Annotated in this window: 10 protein-coding genes; 9 read left to right on the top strand and 1 reads right to left on the bottom strand. The window is 57.4% G+C overall.

What is annotated here, in order from left to right:
- Window positions 1–524 precede the first annotated feature (524 nt).
- Entirely contained in the window at window positions 525–3,746 is a 3,222-nt protein-coding gene (gene ileS / locus H8274_RS07225; protein ID WP_244924566.1) for an isoleucine--tRNA ligase, read from the top strand.
- Between the two features lie 208 nt (window positions 3,747–3,954).
- On the opposite strand, the gene H8274_RS07220 is transcribed toward ileS, so the two are convergent.
- Window positions 3,955–6,027, bottom strand: coding sequence for an HAD family acid phosphatase (locus H8274_RS07220; RefSeq protein WP_185934185.1), 2,073 nt, complete (start codon window positions 6,025–6,027; stop codon window positions 3,955–3,957).
- Between the two features lie 850 nt (window positions 6,028–6,877).
- On the opposite strand from H8274_RS07220, the gene H8274_RS07215 reads away from it, so the two are divergent.
- The 8 genes from H8274_RS07215 to H8274_RS07180 all read left to right on the top strand — a co-directional run bounded on the left by H8274_RS07215 (window position 6,878) and on the right by H8274_RS07180 (window position 18,262).
- Window positions 6,878–8,203, top strand: a complete 1,326-nt coding sequence (locus tag H8274_RS07215; RefSeq protein ID WP_065414643.1) for a thymidine phosphorylase — start codon at window positions 6,878–6,880, stop codon at window positions 8,201–8,203.
- Between the two features lie 253 nt (window positions 8,204–8,456).
- Window positions 8,457–9,185 (top strand): purine-nucleoside phosphorylase, encoded by a 729-nt coding sequence (gene deoD, locus H8274_RS07210; RefSeq protein ID WP_065414641.1) that lies wholly within the window; start codon window positions 8,457–8,459, stop codon window positions 9,183–9,185.
- A gap of 431 nt (window positions 9,186–9,616) precedes the next feature.
- Window positions 9,617–10,243, top strand: coding sequence for a deoxyribose-phosphate aldolase (gene deoC, locus H8274_RS07205; RefSeq protein ID WP_221884776.1), 627 nt, complete (start codon window positions 9,617–9,619; stop codon window positions 10,241–10,243).
- Entirely contained in the window at window positions 10,243–12,327 is a 2,085-nt protein-coding gene (locus H8274_RS07200) for a phospho-sugar mutase (RefSeq protein WP_420807971.1), read from the top strand. Before deoC ends, H8274_RS07200 begins: the two co-directional genes overlap by 1 nt.
- 86 nt (window positions 12,328–12,413) lie before the next feature.
- A complete protein-coding gene (locus H8274_RS07195) occupies window positions 12,414–13,490 on the top strand; it encodes a BMP family lipoprotein (protein ID WP_049618780.1) in 1,077 nt (358 codons plus the stop codon).
- 483 nt (window positions 13,491–13,973) lie between these two features.
- Window positions 13,974–15,494, top strand: a complete 1,521-nt coding sequence (locus tag H8274_RS07190; RefSeq protein ID WP_049618779.1) for an ABC transporter ATP-binding protein — start codon at window positions 13,974–13,976, stop codon at window positions 15,492–15,494.
- The gene (locus H8274_RS07185; RefSeq protein WP_185934183.1) at window positions 15,491–16,960 is read left to right on the top strand and encodes an ABC transporter permease; all 1,470 of its coding nucleotides are present in this window, start codon (window positions 15,491–15,493) and stop codon (window positions 16,958–16,960) included. The genes H8274_RS07190 and H8274_RS07185 overlap by 4 nt, the downstream gene beginning before the upstream one ends.
- Before the next feature lie 3 nt (window positions 16,961–16,963).
- Complete coding sequence (locus H8274_RS07180) at window positions 16,964–18,262, top strand: ABC transporter permease (RefSeq protein ID WP_244924565.1); 1,299 nt, start codon at window positions 16,964–16,966, stop codon at window positions 18,260–18,262.
- The last annotated feature ends 191 nt before the right edge of the window (window positions 18,263–18,453 follow it).

Genomic DNA, 18,453 nt, shown 5'->3' with positions numbered 1-18,453 from the left:
AAGAATCGCGGAATTGGTGGCGACCTAAATCGCGGAATTAGTTCGCGCGCACAAACCGCGGAATTAGTGGCGACGCAAACCGCGGAATTAGTTCGCGCTGGGTTTTCCGCACCTGAAGAATTCGTACCCGTACACAAATCGCGGATTTAGTCGTGCCGGGGGAGCGTGGCGGACGTCAATGTGCATTACTCCCATCGCGCGGTACAATAAGCGGCGTTGGCTTTGACCCGGCTGTCGATCCGTTCCCACGCGGTTGCTTGCGGAGCGAATTGCAGGTATCACCGGCGAGCTTTCTGGAAGAACGGAATTGTACGGTCCTCCTTCGCTGTTCTTGTGTGCACGAATCGCGAACCGGGCGCCGTCGTTCTTATTAGACCCGGAACGGAAGGGCCCGTTATCGCCCCAAATAAGCGGCGTACGCATAGTTGGTAGCGGCTGGCGTTACGCAAAAGAGGTGGTACCGCGGGTGCCGGGAAACCGGGCTCGTCCTCAACAGTATTGATGAGCGAGTTGAGGAGAAGCACGTGAAGTACCCGCTTCACCGCGAAGGCGGCGTTAAAGCCAGCCCGAATTTCCCCGAACTGGAGGAGCAGACTCTCGCGTTCTGGAAAGAAGATAAAACTTTCCGAGCGTCAGTAGACCAGCGTCCTTCTGGGGACCACGGTTCGAATGAATTCGTATTTTATGATGGCCCGCCTTTCGCAAACGGGTTGCCGCACTACGGGCATCTACTCACCGGTTACATTAAAGACGTGGTGGCCCGCTTCAAAACGATGGAAGGCCGGCATGTAGAACGCCGTTTCGGCTGGGACACCCACGGGCTTCCTGCCGAGTTAGAAGCTATGCGCCAGCTCGGCATCGAAACCACCGATGAAATCCACGATATGGGCATCGCGAAGTTCAACGCCGAGTGCCGCACGTCCGTTTTGCGTTACACCCAGGAATGGGAAGACTACGTTACGCGGCAAGCCCGTTGGGTCGATTTTGAAAACGACTACAAGACGCTTGATACCCCGTATATGGAATCCGTAATGTGGGCGTTTAAGACCTTGTATGACAAGGGCCTGGCCTACGACGGATACCGGGTTTTGCCCTACTGCTGGCACGATGAAACACCGCTTTCAAACCATGAACTACGCATGGATGACGACGTCTACCAAGACCGTGAAGATCTCACCGTCACCGTGGGGTTGCGTCTCGAAACCGGTGAGCTCGCGCTGATCTGGACCACGACGCCGTGGACGCTTCCGTCCAACTTGGCGATCGCCGTGGGGCCGAATATCGAATACGTGGTGGTACGCCCCCGCGAAGGAGATTGGGCCGGCGAAAAGTTCGTGCTTGCCGCCGCCCGGCTCGAAGCATATAGCGCCGAGCTCGGCGAAGATCCAGAAATTGTGGAACGCCTTACCGGAGCCGATTTGGTGGGTCGTTCCTATGCGCCGATCTTCGACTACTTCCTGGACCGGCCCGCAGATGAGGCGCCCGGCCCGCAGGCCTACCACGTAATCGCTGGCGATTTCGTCACTACCGAAGATGGTACCGGGCTGGTCCATATTGCCCCGGCCTTTGGTGAAGACGATATGAACGTGTGTAACGAGGCGGGTATTCGCGCCGTCGTGCCCGTTGATGAAGGTGGCCGGTTCACCGCGGAAGTTTCCGACTACCAAGGTAAACAGGTATTTGATGCCAATAAGCTGGTGATTCACGATCTGGCCAATCCCGAAAGTGGGCCGCTGGGACGGCGCGAGCCGCACGACCGCTCCGTCCTCATCCAGGTGAAGAAATACGTGCACTCTTACCCGCACTGCTGGCGTTGCCGCAAACCCCTGATTTACAAGGCGGTTTCGTCCTGGTTTGTTAAGGTCACGGCTTTCCGGGATCGGATGGTGGAGCTCAACCAGCAGATCGATTGGACCCCGAGCCACATTAAGGACGGGATTTTCGGTAACTGGTTGGCTGGCGCGCGTGACTGGTCGATTTCGCGGAATCGGTATTGGGGTAGCCCGATCCCGGTGTGGCGTAGCGATGATCCGAATTATCCGCGCACCGACGTATACGGTTCCTTCGCGGAATTGGAACGCAATTTTGGTAGGTTGCCGCGCAATGAGAAGGGGGAAGTGGATCTGCATCGCCCGTATGTGGATGAACTAACCCGCCCAAATCCGGATGACCCGACCGGTAAGTCGACCATGCGGCGTATCCCTGACGTGCTGGATTGCTGGTTTGAATCCGGCTCCATGCCCTACGCCCAGGTGCACTATCCCTTCGAGAATAAAGAGTGGTTTGAAGATCACTATCCGGGGGATTTCATTACCGAATATATTGGGCAGACTCGCGGCTGGTTCTACACCATGCACGTGCTGGCCACCGCGCTCTTTGACCGCCCAGCCTTCCGGACCTGTATTTCGCACGGGATCGTGCTCGGTTCGGACGGGCAGAAGATGTCGAAGTCTTTGCGCAATTATCCGGACGTGTACGAAATGTTTGACGAGGTAGGCGCGGATGCAATGCGCTGGTTCCTCATGAGTTCAGCAGTGGTGCGCGGCGGCAATCTTGTGGTCACCGAGAAAGGCCTGCGCGATACCGTGCGCACCGTCCTGCTCCCCGTGTGGAACTCCTGGTATTTCTTCTCCCTATACGCAAATGCGTGTAACGGCGGGGAAGGGTACCGGGCTCGCGCGGTTGGTGCCGATGATCTGGACCGACTCGACGTCATGGACCGCTACCTGTTGGCCTCGGTAAAGAATCTGGCTGATACCGTACGTACTAATCTTGATGATTATGCGATTACGGATGCTTGCGAGGCAGTGGAAGCCTTCCTGGATTTGCTAACCAATTGGTATGTACGGACCACACGCGACCGGTTCTGGAATGAAGACGAAGCCGCTTTCGATACGCTGTACACCGCGCTAGAGGTACTCATGCGCGTTATGGCGCCGCTTGCCCCGCTGGTTACGGAGGAAATCTGGAAGGGCCTGACGGGCGGACGTTCGGTCCATCTGGAAGATTGGCCCGAACTGCCGGAGGCGTGGGCGGACGAATCTTTGCGCACAGCCATGGATGAGGTGCGGGAAGTTGTTTCTGCCGCCCATTCTTTGCGCAAGACCCATTCCCTGCGGGTACGTCAACCTTTGCGCCGGATGACGATTGTGACGGCTAAGCCCCTGGCACCCTTCACGGATCTCATCGCAGCGGAGGTGAACGTCAAGGAGGTCGAACTCAAGGACGCCGAGCATTCAGGGATGCAGATCGTGCAGGAACTCGCGGTTCTACCGCGCGAACTGGATCAAGATACGCGCAAACTTACCAGTCAGCTGTTTAAGGCAGCGCGGGAAGGCGCCTGGGATCTAGGCGACGACGGCGTAGCCGTCTTGCATCTAGATGGCCAGGATGTGCAACTTGCGCCCGGCCAGTTCACGGTGACCGTCCGGGTAGAAGCGGAAGAAGGAACGGTGGCAGCCGCATTGCCTTCGGGATCCTTCGTGTCGCTCGATACCGAATTGGACGCCGAGCTCTTGGCAGAAGGCTATGCCCGTGATGTAGTGCGGGCGGTGCAAGATGCCCGCAAGGCAGCTGATTTCGAGGTTTCTGATCGGATTCGTTTGCGCCTGGAAGTGCCCGAAGAGCATGTGGCAGATGTGGAAACACATTTGGACATGATCAAGCACGAAACGCTCTCGGTAGAAGCGAGCGTGGCAGGCGGGGACGCAGAGAAAGGCATCGTGGCCCACGTGGCCCGAATCTAAACAAAACGATCTAGCCGGCCTTGAATATGACACTGGTCCGTGACTACCTTTCGGGGTAGCCACGGACCAGTGTTATTTCCTGCCGGGATTAAAACCCAGCTAGCCAAATCCCTTTTATTCTTTGACGGTTTTAGTCTTTTACCGTTTCCCCCTTACGTTTTCCCTTGCGATATATAGGTTTTGCCCTTACATTGCCCTTACATTGCCCTTACGGCAAATAATACGTAGGGTTCGGGATCTTATAAGTATTATCGGCATAGCCGCCGCGCAAATCAGAGTACTGATCGCCGAAGTTCGCCACGATCCGGTAGCCCAGATCGTTTTCCAAATGCCGCCGCGTGGAGCTCTTGAACTCAACCGTCGTGCACTTTTCCTTTTCGCAACTCACGTAGCTGGGGAGCTTTTCCCGCTTCGAGGAGGCTTTCAGGAAAAGCTGGGTAGGAGCCGGATAACCGGCCTCGCTAAGATTGCGCAACGTAACATCCCGGTAATCTTCACTGCGCCCGGTAAGCCCAATGAAATCGCACCCGCCCGCGCGTGCTTCTTGCACAACGTCAACCATTCCGGGCACGGCCGGCATGGAATGATAGTCAGTTTTCAGGTATTGCTCCTGGAAAGCCGGGGAGAAATTGAATTCCATGGCTTCTTCCATGTCATACATCCACAGGGCCGTATCGTCCATATCGAGCACAATTGCCGGCTTTTCCCCACGCGCGGCAGCCGCCGCACACTTGCCCCGCACGTCCTGTGCGGCCGCAGCATGCTTTGCCTTCGTTTCCCGAATGTAAGGAGAATCTTCCCGGTTAGCCACCATCTTTCCGGTGTCATCGCGGTGCGCAGCATAGTATTGCCGAATCGTCGCCTTGACCACGTCCACGTTCGGAATGCTGTCGCCGCGTACCCCCGCCGCTTTCCCGGTGGAACCGTCGGCAGCTACCGTGTAGGTCACGGTTGCCGGGTCCATGCCGGCGGCGTCGTCGTGCGCCTTACTTTCGGCATCGAGGTTGGGGCTAGGCAAGTAGTAGGAAGGGTTGGGCAATTTGATCCAACTGTCTGCCCGGCCGCCTTGCAAATCCGACCATTGATCGCCAATATTGGCCACGATCCTATATCCACGCTCATCGCGCAAATATTCGCGGGTGCCCGCCTTGTATTGGACCGTCGTACACTTTCCGGCCTTGGTATCGCACCGGCCTTGCGCCACCAAATAGTCTGGCAGGGGCGCTCCCGCAACAAACTTGGTGAAGAACAAATCAGGCGTGAACAGAGGATTACCCGCTGCATCAACGTAGCCAGCAACCCGTAAATTCTCCAACGTATGCGCTTTTTCGTTATCCTTACGCCCCGTCAGCCCAATAATCTCACACCCGGAAGCGCGCACTTCCTGCACCAACTGCACCATGCCGGGCGTAGCCGGAAGCATATGTTCCGCAAAATATGCATCCTGTTTAGCCTGGCTGAAGAAGAAGTGCATGTAAGAATCTTCCATGTCGTACGTCCACAGCGTCGTATCGTCGGTATCGAGTACGACGGCGGGACGCTCGCCCGCATTAACCGCAGCCTTGCACGCGGCCGCAATTTCCGGTGTCTTTTGCGCGGTCAGTGCCGTCATTTCGGAAATATACGGGGAGGAAGTTTTATTGGCGACGCCGTCCGCACCGGCCCCATAGTAGGCGCGGACGGTTTTCTTCATAATGTCCCAGTTGAGGATTTCGTCCCCGGCGAGGGTCTTCCCGGACGAGCCATCCGCTTGCAGAGTGTACGTACGGGGTACGGACATCCACGATTCATCTGCGGCAGGCCGATCGACCGGCGTGGCAGGAGCCGGATTAGCGCCGGGCTGTTGTGGGGAATCACCTTCCTTCCCAGTTTGGCCACCTACTGGCTTACCAGCAGGGTTGTCAGTTTGCGCGCCCGCTTGCACATCGGTTTGGCCACCAGTTTCCCCGCCGCCGGCCACCGGCCCGTTGTTGGGCGCCTTAGCGCCTGTTCCAGGGGCGGCTGCCGGCTGACTTTTGGCCGGTCCAGCGGGCTTGCTGGCCGGCGCCTTACCAGCTGCTTTATGCGCTTTGGAAGCGTCATAGTGGTAGCCGGCCGGGCAATCGCGTTGTGGTGCGTTGGCACTGGCATTCGCATCTGGCCCGGTGAAGGGGAGTAATGCCAGCAGGCAGGCTGCGCTCGCGGCCACTGCCGTTCGGCGTCGCCCCCGCACTGCGAGACCAACAGCAATGAGAACTACCGCAAGCAGAATCATGCCCAAGAGCAAAGGACCGCTCTGCACTAAATCTTTCACACAATAGCTTGGTACCAAGATATCTCCCTACTCGTCGTCGAGTGGAACCGCGGTTAGGCGGTTGTGGATAGAGCGATAGCGAGGCAGGAGCGTGGAAACATGCGGCCGTGCCCCGCCAAACCGCCAGCGTGAAAGATACGAATGGGTTTCCGCGCCTTCCCGCAGGTACGGCAAGGAAAACATTACTCGCCGAAAGCTAGAAAGACAGGCAAAATTTCGCGACTTTTAAACGCAGTTTGAAATCGAACATTTCACGCCACGAGAGTTTCGAAACATGTCGCGTTGCCGGCCATTCAAAAGTTCGCGCGCACAAACCGCGGAATTGGTAGTAACGCAAACCGCGGAATTAGTGGGAACGCAAGTTGCGGAATTGGTAGGAAGCGCAAACCGCGGAATTAGTGGGAACGCAAGTTGCGGAATTGGTGGGAGGCGCAAACCGCGGAATTGGTAGGAAGCGCAAACCCCGGATTTAGTACGAACACAAACCGCGGAATTGGTAAAAGCCAAGGTGGGAACGTTTGCAAGGATTGGTTTTGACAATTGATATGCTCTGAAATACCATAAAAGCAAGGATTACGGGGAACGGCGAGTTTAGCTCACAGTTCGCACGAACCATGTATAGAGATATACCTCTACGTGCTCACCGTTCGGTTGAGCCCCCGGGGTGCGCGTAGAATGTACGTGTGCTTTCTCGAGTGCCAAGAACCGTTTTAGGGCCGCCCGGCGAACGGTGTTCGCAAACCGCCCATTCGCCTTTTCCGTGTATTCCGAGAGGGAAAACCACGCCGTTGCGCGCGGCACAACCTGCGCAATGAGGCGCGGAGAGGAAAAGAGTCAAATGGCTGAAAACCTGCACGCTGATTCCCGAGCCCAGAGTCCCCAAAGTTTTGCCGCCGTCGATATTATTCGGCAGAAACGGGATGGCGGCGAACTTAGCCCCGCCCAGATCGCATGGGTGATCGACGCATATACGCACGGGGACATGGGCGATGAGCAAATGGCGGCGCTCGCCATGGCAATTTTCTTCCAGGGTATGAACCCGGAAGAGATCCAGAACTGGACGCAAGCCATGGTTGATTCCGGGGAAATAATGGACTTTTCCAATATTTCCCGCACCACGGTCGATAAGCATTCCACGGGTGGGGTGGGCGATAAGATTAGCCTTCCGCTAGCTCCGCTGGTCGCTAGCTTCGGGGTAGCAGTGCCCATGCTTTCCGGGCGCGGGCTCGGGCACACCGGCGGCACTCTAGATAAGCTCGAATCAATTCCGGGCTGGCAGGCCGATGTCTCTCCAAACCGAGTAATTGAGATCCTGGAATCGGTGGGATGCATGATAGCCGCCGCAAGTGCGGAGTTAGCACCTGCGGATAAGAAGATTTATGCGCTGCGGGATATTACGGCAACAGTCGATAGTATCCCGCTTATTGCTTCTTCGATCATGTCGAAGAAGCTCGCGGAAGGTACTGCCGCCCTGGTCTTGGATGTGAAGGTCGGTAGCGGTGCTTTCATGAAGGACCTGGATAATGCCCGCAAACTTGCGGAAACCATGGTGCAAATGGGCAATCGCGCTGGCAGGCAGACCCGGGCTTTCCTCACGGACATGTCCACTCCACTCGGGCACAAGGTTGGAAATGCTTTAGAAGTTGCGGAGGCAGTGGAAGTCTTGGCGGGCGGCGGCCCGGCCGACGTCGTCGAACTTACGGTTACCCTCGCGAAAGAAATGTTAGAACTTGCGGGTGTGCGCGACGCCGATCCACAAGCCGCGCTCCGCGATGGCCGCGCCATGGACACTTGGAAACAAATGATCCGCGCCCAGGGCGGCGACCCTGATGCGCCGCTTCCACAAGCTCGCGAAACTCTGACGGTGAAAGCGCCGCGCGCGGGAATCATTTCGCGCCTCGACGCCCTCGATATTGGACTCGCCAGCTGGCAACTAGGTGCCGGCCGAGCGCGTAAGGAAGACGCCGTCCAAATGGGAGCCGGCGTCGAGATTCACGTGAATATCGGGGAGGAGGTTACTGCAGGGCAAAAACTCTTTACTTTGCACACGGATACGCCCGAAAAATTCGCTATCGCACAAACGCACGTGGAGCAGGCATGCAGCGTAGTAGATCCCGGCACACCGGTGCCCGAGCGCAAGATCGTGCTCGGCAAGATCATCTAACCGCGGCTGCCCGCAGAAAACACGCTCGCAAAAGGTTATGAAGCGTGAGGCGAATGCCGATCAAAAAGACTTGCCGCAAGTAGTCAATACTGCAAGCGGCGCAATGAGTGCATTTTACGCATTGCAACCGTTGGTAACCGTAAAAAATGACGCACATAGCCAATCGCCAGGCCGCACGGCAAAGACAGGCCGCAGGCAGACACCCAGCCGAAAGGCATGTACCCAGCTCGCAAGGTGGGTTAGAGAAAGGAATATGATGGCCAGGAAAGAAACTCCGCATATTAATCCGAATGGGGCGCCGATTGCGCAGACGGTGTTGCTCCCGGGGGATCCGTTACGGGCGAAGTTTGTGGCGGATAATTACTTGGATGATGTGGTGCAGTTTAATTCTGTGCGTAACATGCTCGGTTTTACGGGTACGTATCAGGGGCATGAGGTCTCGGTGATGGGGTCGGGGATGGGGATTCCTTCGATTTCTTTGTATGCCTGGGAGTTGATTCATGATTTTGGGGCGAAGCGGCTGATTCGGATTGGTTCGTGCGGGGCGATGCAGCCCTATATGCGGATGTTTGATGTGGTGGTGGCAATGAGTGCTTCTACTAATTCCGCGTTTTTGGACCAGTACCAGTTGCCGGGGACTTACGCGCCTACGGCTTCGTGGAAGCTGCTTTCGGCGTTGATGAAAGAGGCGGAGAAGCGTCCGGAAGTGACGGTGCATGTGGGTAATGTGCTTTCTTCTGATGTTTTCTACAACTTTGATCCGCAGGTGAGTGAGAAGTGGGCGCACATGGGTGTGCTTTCCACGGAGATGGAAACCGCGGGTCTGTATGCCACGGCGGCGGAAGCCGGTGTGGATGCCTTGGCGTTGTTTACGGTTTCTGATTCCTTGGTTTCGGGGGAGGAGACGACGGCGGAGCAGCGGCAGACTGCTTTTACGCAGATGATGGAGCTGGCCTTGCCTTTGGCCGGATTGGACGCATAGCCGGCCGGCGGGAGCGCTGGGAGTAGTTCTCCTGCCCGAGGGGCTTGACAGCGAGAAATAATTGACCCGGCGGGAGCGCTGGGAGTGGTTCTCCTGCCCGAGGGGCTTGACAGCGAGAAATAGTGACCCGGCGGGAGCGCTGGGAGTGGTTCTCCTGCCCGAGGGGCTTGACAGCGAGAAATAATTGACCCGGCGGGAGCGCTGGGAGCAGTTAGGAACAGCAAGGAAGTGTGCGAGGTCCGCGCCGCGGGGTGGATGCCGGCCGCACAAATCGCGGAATTAGGCGCAAACACAGGCCGCACAAATCGCGGAATTAGGCGCAAACACAGGCCGCACAAATCGCGGAATTGGTGTGCAGGGCGGGGCCGCGTGCAGAAGACGCAGGAAAGACTGAGGTACGGAAAGTGCTGAAACGGTACGATGTAGCGAAAATGATTGACCACACACTGCTCAAACCAGAAGCGACGGCGCAAGATGTGGACGCGCTTATCGCGGAAGCAGTGAAATTGGGGACGTATTCGATCTGTGTATCCCCCTCGATGCTTCCTTTGGAATTGCCAGAAGGGTTGCATCTAGCAGTGGTCTGCGGATTCCCTTCGGGCGCGCACCAACCGGAAGTGAAGGCCGCGGAAGCGGCTTTAGCAGCTGCACAGGGAGCCGAAGAAATCGACATGGTAATTAATTTGGCGTACGCGAAAGCTGGCGAATATTCGAAAACGCAGGCGGAAATTGCCGCGGTGCGGCAAGCAGCACCCCACACCGTCCTAAAAGTAATCATCGAATCCGCAGCTCTCACTGATTCCGAGATTATTGCCGTCTGCCAAGCTGCCGAAGCTGCCGGAGCAGATTTCGTGAAGACCTCCACCGGATTCCATTCTGCCGGCGGGGCCTCGGTACACGCCGTCGAACTAATGAAGCAGACGGTCGGCGACAGATTGGAAGTGAAAGCTTCCGGCGGGATTCGTGATGCGAAAACAGCGGCGGCAATGATCGCGGCGGGCGCCACGCGCCTGGGACTGTCGGGAACAGCCAAGGTCTTGGAAGGATTCGCAGAATAATGAGCGAGGAAACAAGCGCAGGCGCCGCAACCGAAGCAATGCGCGAAGATGCCGCAACCGAAACAACACGCGCAGGCGCCGCAACCGAAACAACTCCCGTAACGCCAGATAGCGCCGATGTAATGCCAGATGGGGCGGATATAACACCAGATTTGGCGGAAGTTATTGCGCGGGCGCGGGAATGGGCGCTTCATGATCCGGATCCGGTGACGCGGGCGGAGTTAGAAGCGGTTTTGGCGCGGGCCGAAACTGATGCGGCCGCGGCGCAGGAGTTGCGGGAAGCTTTTGCGGGGCCTTTGCATTTTGGTACGGCTGGTTTGCGTGGCCGTATGGGCTTTGGCGAGTCGCGGATGAATCGTGCCGTGGTTATTAGGGCAACGGCGGGTTTGATGGCATGGCTGAAAGAGCGGGTGCGGGAGCCCATCGTAGTGGTGGGTTGTGATGCGCGGCATGGCTCAGCTGATTTTGCACGGGCAGCGGTGCAGGTAATTTCGGCGGCTGGTGGGCAAGCTTTGGCTTTGCCGGAGCGGTTGCCGACGCCGGTTACGGCTTACGCGGTCAAAAAGCTGGGAGCCGATGCGGGCGTGATGGTGACTGCTTCGCATAATCCGGCTCAGGATAACGGTTACAAGGTCTATTTGGGCGGGCGAGTAGCTGGCGGTCCGGGTGCGGGTGTGCAGATTGTGCCTCCGGTTGATACTGAGATTGCGGATTTGATTGCGGCGGCTCCGCCGGCCGATGAGGTTGCGCAGGATCGGGAACGGGTGAGCGCCGTTGATGTGGTGGCCGACTATGTTGCCGAAACCGCGGAATTAGTACGTGGCACGGTTAGCGCGGGCACGGCTAGCCCCGGGACGGCCGGCGTGAGCTGTGCTGATTCGGGGATTGCTGATGTGAGTGCGGCCGGCTCCGGCGCGGATGGCCCGCACGTTGCCGGCGCGCAAACAACGAACGCGGCTGAAAATAGCACCGGTGCGGATGTACCGGGTGCGGATTTGCGGATCGTGTTGACACCGATGCACGGGGTTGGGGCCCGGGTAGCACTGGAGGTTTTGCGAGCGGCCGGATTTGCGCATGTACATGTAGTGCCGGAGCAGGTTGAGCCGGATCCGGATTTCCCGACGGTGGCTTTCCCGAATCCGGAGGAGCAGGGAGCGCTGGATTTGGCTATTGCCCTGGCCCGAGAAGAGTCTGCAGATATTGTGCTGGCTTTGGACCCGGATGCGGATCGGTGTTCTGCCGCAGTGCCCTGGGTCAGTGCGGGCCAGTGGCGGCAGTTGTCTGGTGATGAGATTGGCGCCCTGTTGGGTAACTGGATTGCCAGCAAAACCACTCCGGCTGCCTCCGCACAAACCGCGGAATTGGTGGAACAGGTGGCTGGTCCGGGTAAACAGGTGGCTGGGCCGGGTACAGCCCTGCGGGCACAAACCGCGGAATTGGTGAGCTCGCGGCGAGTGTTGGCGAACTCGATTGTCTCGAGCCGGTTATTAGCTGAGATCGCGCGCAAGCACGGTTTGGATTATGCGGTGACGCTTACTGGTTTCAAATGGATTGCCCGAGTGCCCGATTTACTTTTTGGCTACGAGGAGGCGATTGGTTTTTGCGTAAATCCAGGGGCAGTTGCCGATAAAGATGGAGTGAGTGCGTGTGCGCTGCTTGCCCGCATTGCGGCGGATTTGAAAGCCCAGGGTAGTAGCGTGCAGGCCTATTTGGATGAGATTGCGCGTGAGTATGGGTTGTATGCCACCGCGCCTTTGACCTTCCGGGTTGCTGATTTGTCCTTGATTAGCAAGGGTATGCAGCAGCTTCGTGCTAATCCGCCGCGGCAGTTGGCTGGCTCACCGGTCACTGTTTTTGCGGATCTAGCGGAAGGGTATGGAGAGGTTCCACCTACCGATGGGATCCTCATGCTTACCGAGGCGAATGACAGAGTAGTTGTTCGCCCCTCTGGCACAGAGCCGAAGCTCAAGTGCTATTTAGAAGTGGTATTTGCCCCATCACAGGAAATACCGCGCGAGGAAGCCGCAAAACGCTTGGACGTTCTTAAAAGAGACGTTGCCAATGCCTGCGGATTTTCGCTATGAAAGGAATAATCGCTGTACCTTTGTATGTGTCGCAGTAGCGGCAACGGGACAAACGGACACGATATTACGTACGAAGGAGTACCCGAATGAAAAAGAGCAAAATAGCGGCACTGCTTTCCGTGGCAGCAATGGTGCTAACCGCTTGTGGTGGGGGCGGCGCCAAAGGCAGTGGTGACGCCAGCGCAAGTGGTGAAACGGCAAAGAGCGATTACACTGCGTGTCTAGTTTCCGATGAAGGCGGATGGGACGATAAGTCCTTCAACCAATCTGCCTACGAAGGCCTCAAACAGGCAGAAAAAGATTTCGGAATCTCCATCAAGACTTCGGAATCAAAGGATTCCTCTGACTATGCGCCAAACGTGGAACAGATGACGAACGGTGGCTGCAACCTAATAATTGGGGTGGGCTACTCCCTGAACGACGCGATTACTAACGCTGCCAATCAGAACCCAGATATCCACTACGGCATCGTTGACGATATGCTCACGAAAACCGGGGATAACGCGCGTTCCCTCGTTTTCAACACCCAGGAAGCTGCCTACTTGGCCGGGTACGCGGCAGCCGCATACACAAAGACCGGAACCTTGGGTACTTTCGGTGGCGCAAAACTTCCTACCGTCACCATCTTTATGGATGGGTTCGTGGATGGCGTAGCCAAGTACAACCAGGATAAGGGCACGAACGTTAAGGTGATTGGCTGGGATAAGGAGAAGCAGGAAGGTCTGTTTACCAACGATTTCTCCGATCAAGCCAAGGGTACCCAGTTCGCCCAACAGCTCATGAACCAGGGCGCGGACATCATCATGCCGGTAGCTGGCCCGGTGGGCCTGGGTGCGGCAGCTGCGGCACGGTCAGCCGGTAACACGCTCATCGTGGGCGTGGATTCGGATTGGCACACTTCCACCGAGTACGGCGATATCGTCCTTACTTCCGTCATGAAGGAAATCGGTAGTTCGGTCCACAAGACCGTGGAAGACGGCATGGGCGGAAAGCTTGATAAGGCGCCATACGTGGGCACTTTGGCCAATAAGGGCGTGGGTATAGCTGACTTCTACGGCCGCGAACTTCCAGCTGGTCTGCAAGATGAGCTTACCCAGCTCACGAAGGATATTTCGGACGGAAAGATCAAGGTCACTTCGCCTTCCGCTTACGAAGTAAAGTAACGACGCCGTAGCCGGGGCTACACGCGGCCTCGACTAGGGGAGTGGGCCGGGCCGGTGGGTATGCCGGTACTGGGATGCGCTTCGGCCCGGCCCTACGGCGTCGTCGGGAAACCGCAGCGCGCGTTTGAAACCGCGTCCAAGTCGGTTCGTGCCAAAAACGCGCCCGGACCCGCATCGGGCCCCACCTGGAACCCTTAGCAGGTTCTCACCGGGGCCCCTCACCGGGAAGCCGCATTAGGGTCCCACTGGGAACCCTCACCGGGAAGCCGCATTAGGGTCCCACTGGGAACCCTCATCGGGAAGCTGCATCAGGGTCCCACTGGAACCCTCACCGGGAAGCCGCATTAGGGTCCCACTGGGAACCCTCATCGGGAAGCTGCATCAGGGTCCCACTGGAACCCTCACCGGGGCTTCTCACCGGGAGTCCTCCCGGTCTACGGCTCCGGCATTGCGTGACATGAAACAGAAGAAAGGTGAGCATTCGTGAAGCTAGAACTACGGGGCATTACGAAAAAATTCGGCTCGCTTATTGCCAATGACCATATTGATTTGACGGTGGAGCCAGGCCAGATCCATGCCCTCCTAGGTGAAAATGGCGCCGGGAAATCCACGCTAATGAATGTCCTTTATGGCTTATATAAGCCGGATGCAGGGCAGATTCTGCTCGATGGGGAAGAACAGAATTTCAGTTCCGCGGGCGACGCGGTAGCGGCCGGGATTGGCATGGTGCACCAGCATTTCATGCTGGTCCCGGTTTTTACTGTCGCGGAATCTGTGGCCCTCGGCTATGAACCGATGGGAAAAGCCGGTTTGATTAGCTTCAAGCAGGCCGCGCGGCAGGTGCGCGAGCTGTCCGCAAAATTTGGCTACGATATCGACCCCAATGCCAAGATCGAAGATCTGCCGGTGGGGGTGCAACAGCGCGTGGAAATTCTCAAAGCACTGTCCCGGAAAGCGGAAATTTTGGTGCTTGACGAACCCACTGCGGTGCTAACACCGAAAGAAACCGACGAGTTGATGGAGATTATGCGTCAGCTCGCAGCCGGTGGAACGTCGATTATTTTCATTACTCACAAGCTGCGAGAAGTGCAGGAAGTGGCCGATAAGATCACGGTTATCCGCCGTGGGAAAGTGGTGGGGGAAGCCTCGCCAACTTCCACGCAGGCAGAACTTGCCACCATGATGGTAGGCCGCCCGGTAATTCTCAACATTGACAAGAAGCCGGCCGAACCGAAAGAAGGCGGCCTAGAGGTTTCCGATGTGTCGCTCCTTGCGGATGACGGTTCGGTAGCGCTCGATCACGTGAGCTTCAACGTGCGGCCCGGGGAAATCCTCGGTATTGCCGGCGTGCAAGGCAATGGCCAAACAGAATTAGCAGAAGTTCTGCTCGGTTCTCGCAAACCGGACGAAGGCACCGTGAGCGTGGACGGGCGCAATGTGGGCGGGGAATCGGTGCGCCGGCGCCTGGACTCCGGGCTCGGCTATATTCCCGAAGATCGCCTCGCGGATGGCATGATCGGCAGTTTCTCGGTGGCAGAGAACATGGTGCTCAGTAAGTACCGGGTAGCTCCCTATTCACGGGGGCCGGTGCTAAGGCGCGACGTCGTTATCGAACACGCCAAGCAACTTGCCGAACAGTATGATGTGCGGCTGTCTTCGGTCAACGACCCCATCTCCACGCTTTCGGGCGGTAACCAACAAAAAGTTGTGGTAGCCCGCGAACTATCACAGGATTTGGAACTTTTAGTTGCCAATCAGCCCACGCGCGGGGTGGACGTAGGCTCCGTGGAATTTATTCACAGGCGTATCGTTTCGGCGCGGGATGCGGGCGTGCCCGTGGTCCTTATTTCCTCGGAATTAGACGAAATCTATTCGCTGGCCGACCGGATCGCCGTGTTTTACCGGGGGCGGGTTATCGGCATCGTACCTCCGGATACTCCGCGCCAGGAGCTGGGTTTAATGATGGCTGGTTTTTCTAAGGAACAGGAAGGGGAAAGCGAATGAGGGACACACCATCCGCGAAAGTACCAACCCCGGCCACGGAAGTAGCGTCAGGAGCGGCCGCCGGGACGACGCCGCCAGCCGCGCCCGGAAGCGCCGGAGCGACGCCGGCAGCGGCGCCTAAAGTTGCCGGTACAGCGCCGGCAGCGGCGCCTAGAGCCACCGGCGGAGTGTCGCGCTTGCGGGCAATATTCCACGTTATTAGCCGCTCCGGAGTACTGGTATTCATCCTGGCTTTCGTAATCGCCCTCCTTATCGGTGCGGTACTGATTGCGATTTCAGGTTCTAACCCGCTGGAAGCATACGGGGCGATGTTCCGCGGCGCGATTTTCAATCCGCAAGCGGTTTCGGTGGCCCGTATGTTCCAGCCTTTGGCAACCACAATTAGTTCCGCGGTTCCGCTTATTTTGGCGGGCCTGGGTTTGGCACTGGGCTTCCGGGCCGGGCTTTTCAATATCGGTGGTCAAGGTCAGCTGATCTTCGGGGCGATTGCTGCTGCCTGGGTCGGTTTCGCCGTAGATCTGCCAAGTGGCATGCACGTTTTGGTGGCCTTGATTGCGGGCATACTTGGCGGGGCAGCATACGGGTTTATTCCCGGTATCTTGAAAGCTAAAACCGGGGCATCCGAAGTGATTATGACGATCATGCTCAATTCGGTTGCTGCTCTCTTCTTGGCCTTTATTCTCACGAAGCCGTATTGGCAGGTTGGTAATAACCAGCCCCGCAGCCCGCTTCTGGCCGATTCGGCACGGTTCCCAATTATTATTGGGCCGCCGTTCAATGTTGATATAGCGATGCTCGTGGCCGTGCTAGCCGCTGTTTTTGTGTGGTGGTATTTGGAACGGTCTACTTGGGGATTCGAACTGCGTGCGATAGGTGGTAACCCGACGGCCGCCGCCTCAGCGGGGATTTCCATTAGTAAGGTCACGGCCTTAACACTGACTCTTTCTGGTGCCCTGTGCGGGACGGCCGGTGCGATCCAAGTCCAATCAAATATTGGATACCTGGATGGCGGGGTTCCCGGGTCTATTGGTATTGATGCTATTACCGTGGCACTTTTGGGCCGTTCCCGGCCGCTCGGTACTTTCTTCGCCGGGCTATTGTTTGGTGCTTTCAAAGCTGGCGGGCGGCTTATGCAGATTGAAACGGGGGTGCCGATTGACTTCGTGTTGGTGATCCAGTCGGTTATCGTTTTGCTCCTCGCAGCTCCGGCACTGATCCGCTGGATCTTCCGCCTTCCCGAACCGGACCACCTGACCTTGCGGCAGCTGGTCGCCGGGCAGGGAGAAAAGAAGGCGCTAGCAACCGTGCAGCCCGCGGGTACAAGCAAGCTCGCGGGTACAAGCAAGCCCGCGGCCACCGCTAAGCACATTGATATGACCGCGGGCAAAGCCGAGGCCGGCGAAGCTGAAACCGCGAAGCACGCCGACTCCCAGTCAGCTTCGGGCACGTCACAGAAGGGGGCATAGGAAATGAGTACAAGTACCATGACGCAAGCGCCTGAGATTAGCCCGGTCGGCCACGAAGTAGTGAAACGCCGGGGCTGGAAGCTTCCAATTACTTACGGCATTGCGACTCTGCTTTTGCTGTACTTTACACTCCGCGCAGAAGGCGTAGCCACGTACCGCTTGGCGGCCTCAGATAATGACCGTATCCAGATTCCGGATTTTTCTTTGAATTCGGCCACGGTCTGCCTGGTGCTTACGCTTCTGAGTGCGGCAATGTGTACCTACTCTATTTATCGCACGCTTAAGCATCGCCCCTCTGGAGCTTTGCCCGCGGTGGTGGTGGGGCTGAGCGTAGTGCTCGGCTTCCTCACCTGGTACGGAGGTGGATCGGTAGGCACGATTACGATTACGGCCCTGCTCGCCTCCGCCCTCGCTTTGTCTACACCGCTAATTTTCGGCTCGCTTTCGGGCGTCGTTGCGGAACGCGTAGGCGTGGTCAATATTGCGATTGAAGGCCAGTTGCTAATCGGAGCCTTCTGCGGCGTCGTCGTAGCAACTTTGACCAATAGCCCGTGGATCGGTTTACTGGCCGCGGGCCTAGGCGGGATGCTAGTGGGCGTACTGCTCGCCTTCTTCGCTATTCAGTACAATATTGATCAGATTATTATCGGCGTGGTGCTCAATGCCTTGGTGTTGGGGTTGACCACGTTCTTCTTCTCCACCACGCTTTCGGAACGGCCCCAGGAACTAAATTCAGCTGCCGTTAATATGCAGAATCTGAAGATTCCTATAGTGAGCGATATTCCGATCATCGGACCGGTGCTCTTCAACCAGACCCCACTCGTTTACATCATGTATGCGGTGGTTATTCTGTTGACGATCTACCTGTTCCGTTCGCGTTGGGGTCTGCGTTTGCGGGCGGTGGGAGAGCACCCGCACGCGGCAGACACGGTTGGTATTGACGTACGGAAAACGCGGTGGAAGGGCGTGCTACTTTCCGGCGCAATTGCCGGTTTCGGGGGTGCGTACTTCACGATCGGGGCTTCGGTTGGGCATTCCTTTACGCAGAATATGTCTGCCGGAAACGGATATATTGCCTTGGCTGCCATGATTTTGGGTAAATGGCATCCGGTGGGTGCGGCCGCAGCTGCGCTCATGTTTGGTCTTGCCAATGCGATTTCGATTCTCTTGCCGACGCTCGAGCTGCAGGCGCCTTCGTCTCTGATTTCCATGATTCCTTACCTGGTGACGATCTTCGCTGTGGCAGGGTTCGTGGGCAGGTCGCGGCCGCCAGCTTCGGAGAACATGCCGTACTTCAAGTAACGGTTGTGGTAGTTGGTACGTGCAGCACAGGCGCGCAAGTTGCTGGTTGCTGGGCGTACCGGGAAAACGGCCCGGGGTAGCAGTGGTTGCATTGTTGCCCCGGGCGGTTTGGTAAATAGACGATGCCGACGCCGCAGGCACAGGCGCCCGGGCCGGCATAACGGAGAATGCCGTTTCGGCAAAACTAAGGT

The sequence above is a fragment of the Actinobaculum suis genome, assembly GCF_900618115.1.
Taxonomy (GTDB): domain Bacteria; phylum Actinomycetota; class Actinomycetes; order Actinomycetales; family Actinomycetaceae; genus Actinobaculum; species Actinobaculum suis.
Note: the sequence above shows the minus strand (reverse complement) of the source record. Positions and strands in the feature narration are given on the sequence as shown.

Bases quoted from the DNA above. Each gene is read 5' to 3' on its own strand.
- H8274_RS07200 (WP_420807971.1), top strand. From the start codon at position 10,243: ATGAGCGAGGAAACAAGCGCAGGCGCCGCAACCGAAGCAATGCGCGAA.
- H8274_RS07195 (WP_049618780.1), top strand. From the start codon at position 12,414: ATGAAAAAGAGCAAAATAGCGGCACTGCTTTCCGTGGCAGCAATGGTG.
- H8274_RS07180 (WP_244924565.1), top strand. From the start codon at position 16,964: ATGAGTACAAGTACCATGACGCAAGCGCCTGAGATTAGCCCGGTCGGC.
- H8274_RS07185 (WP_185934183.1), top strand. From the start codon at position 15,491: ATGAGGGACACACCATCCGCGAAAGTACCAACCCCGGCCACGGAAGTA.
- deoC (WP_221884776.1), top strand. From the start codon at position 9,617: ATGATTGACCACACACTGCTCAAACCAGAAGCGACGGCGCAAGATGTG.
- H8274_RS07215 (WP_065414643.1), top strand. From the start codon at position 6,878: ATGGCTGAAAACCTGCACGCTGATTCCCGAGCCCAGAGTCCCCAAAGT.
- deoD (WP_065414641.1), top strand. From the start codon at position 8,457: ATGATGGCCAGGAAAGAAACTCCGCATATTAATCCGAATGGGGCGCCG.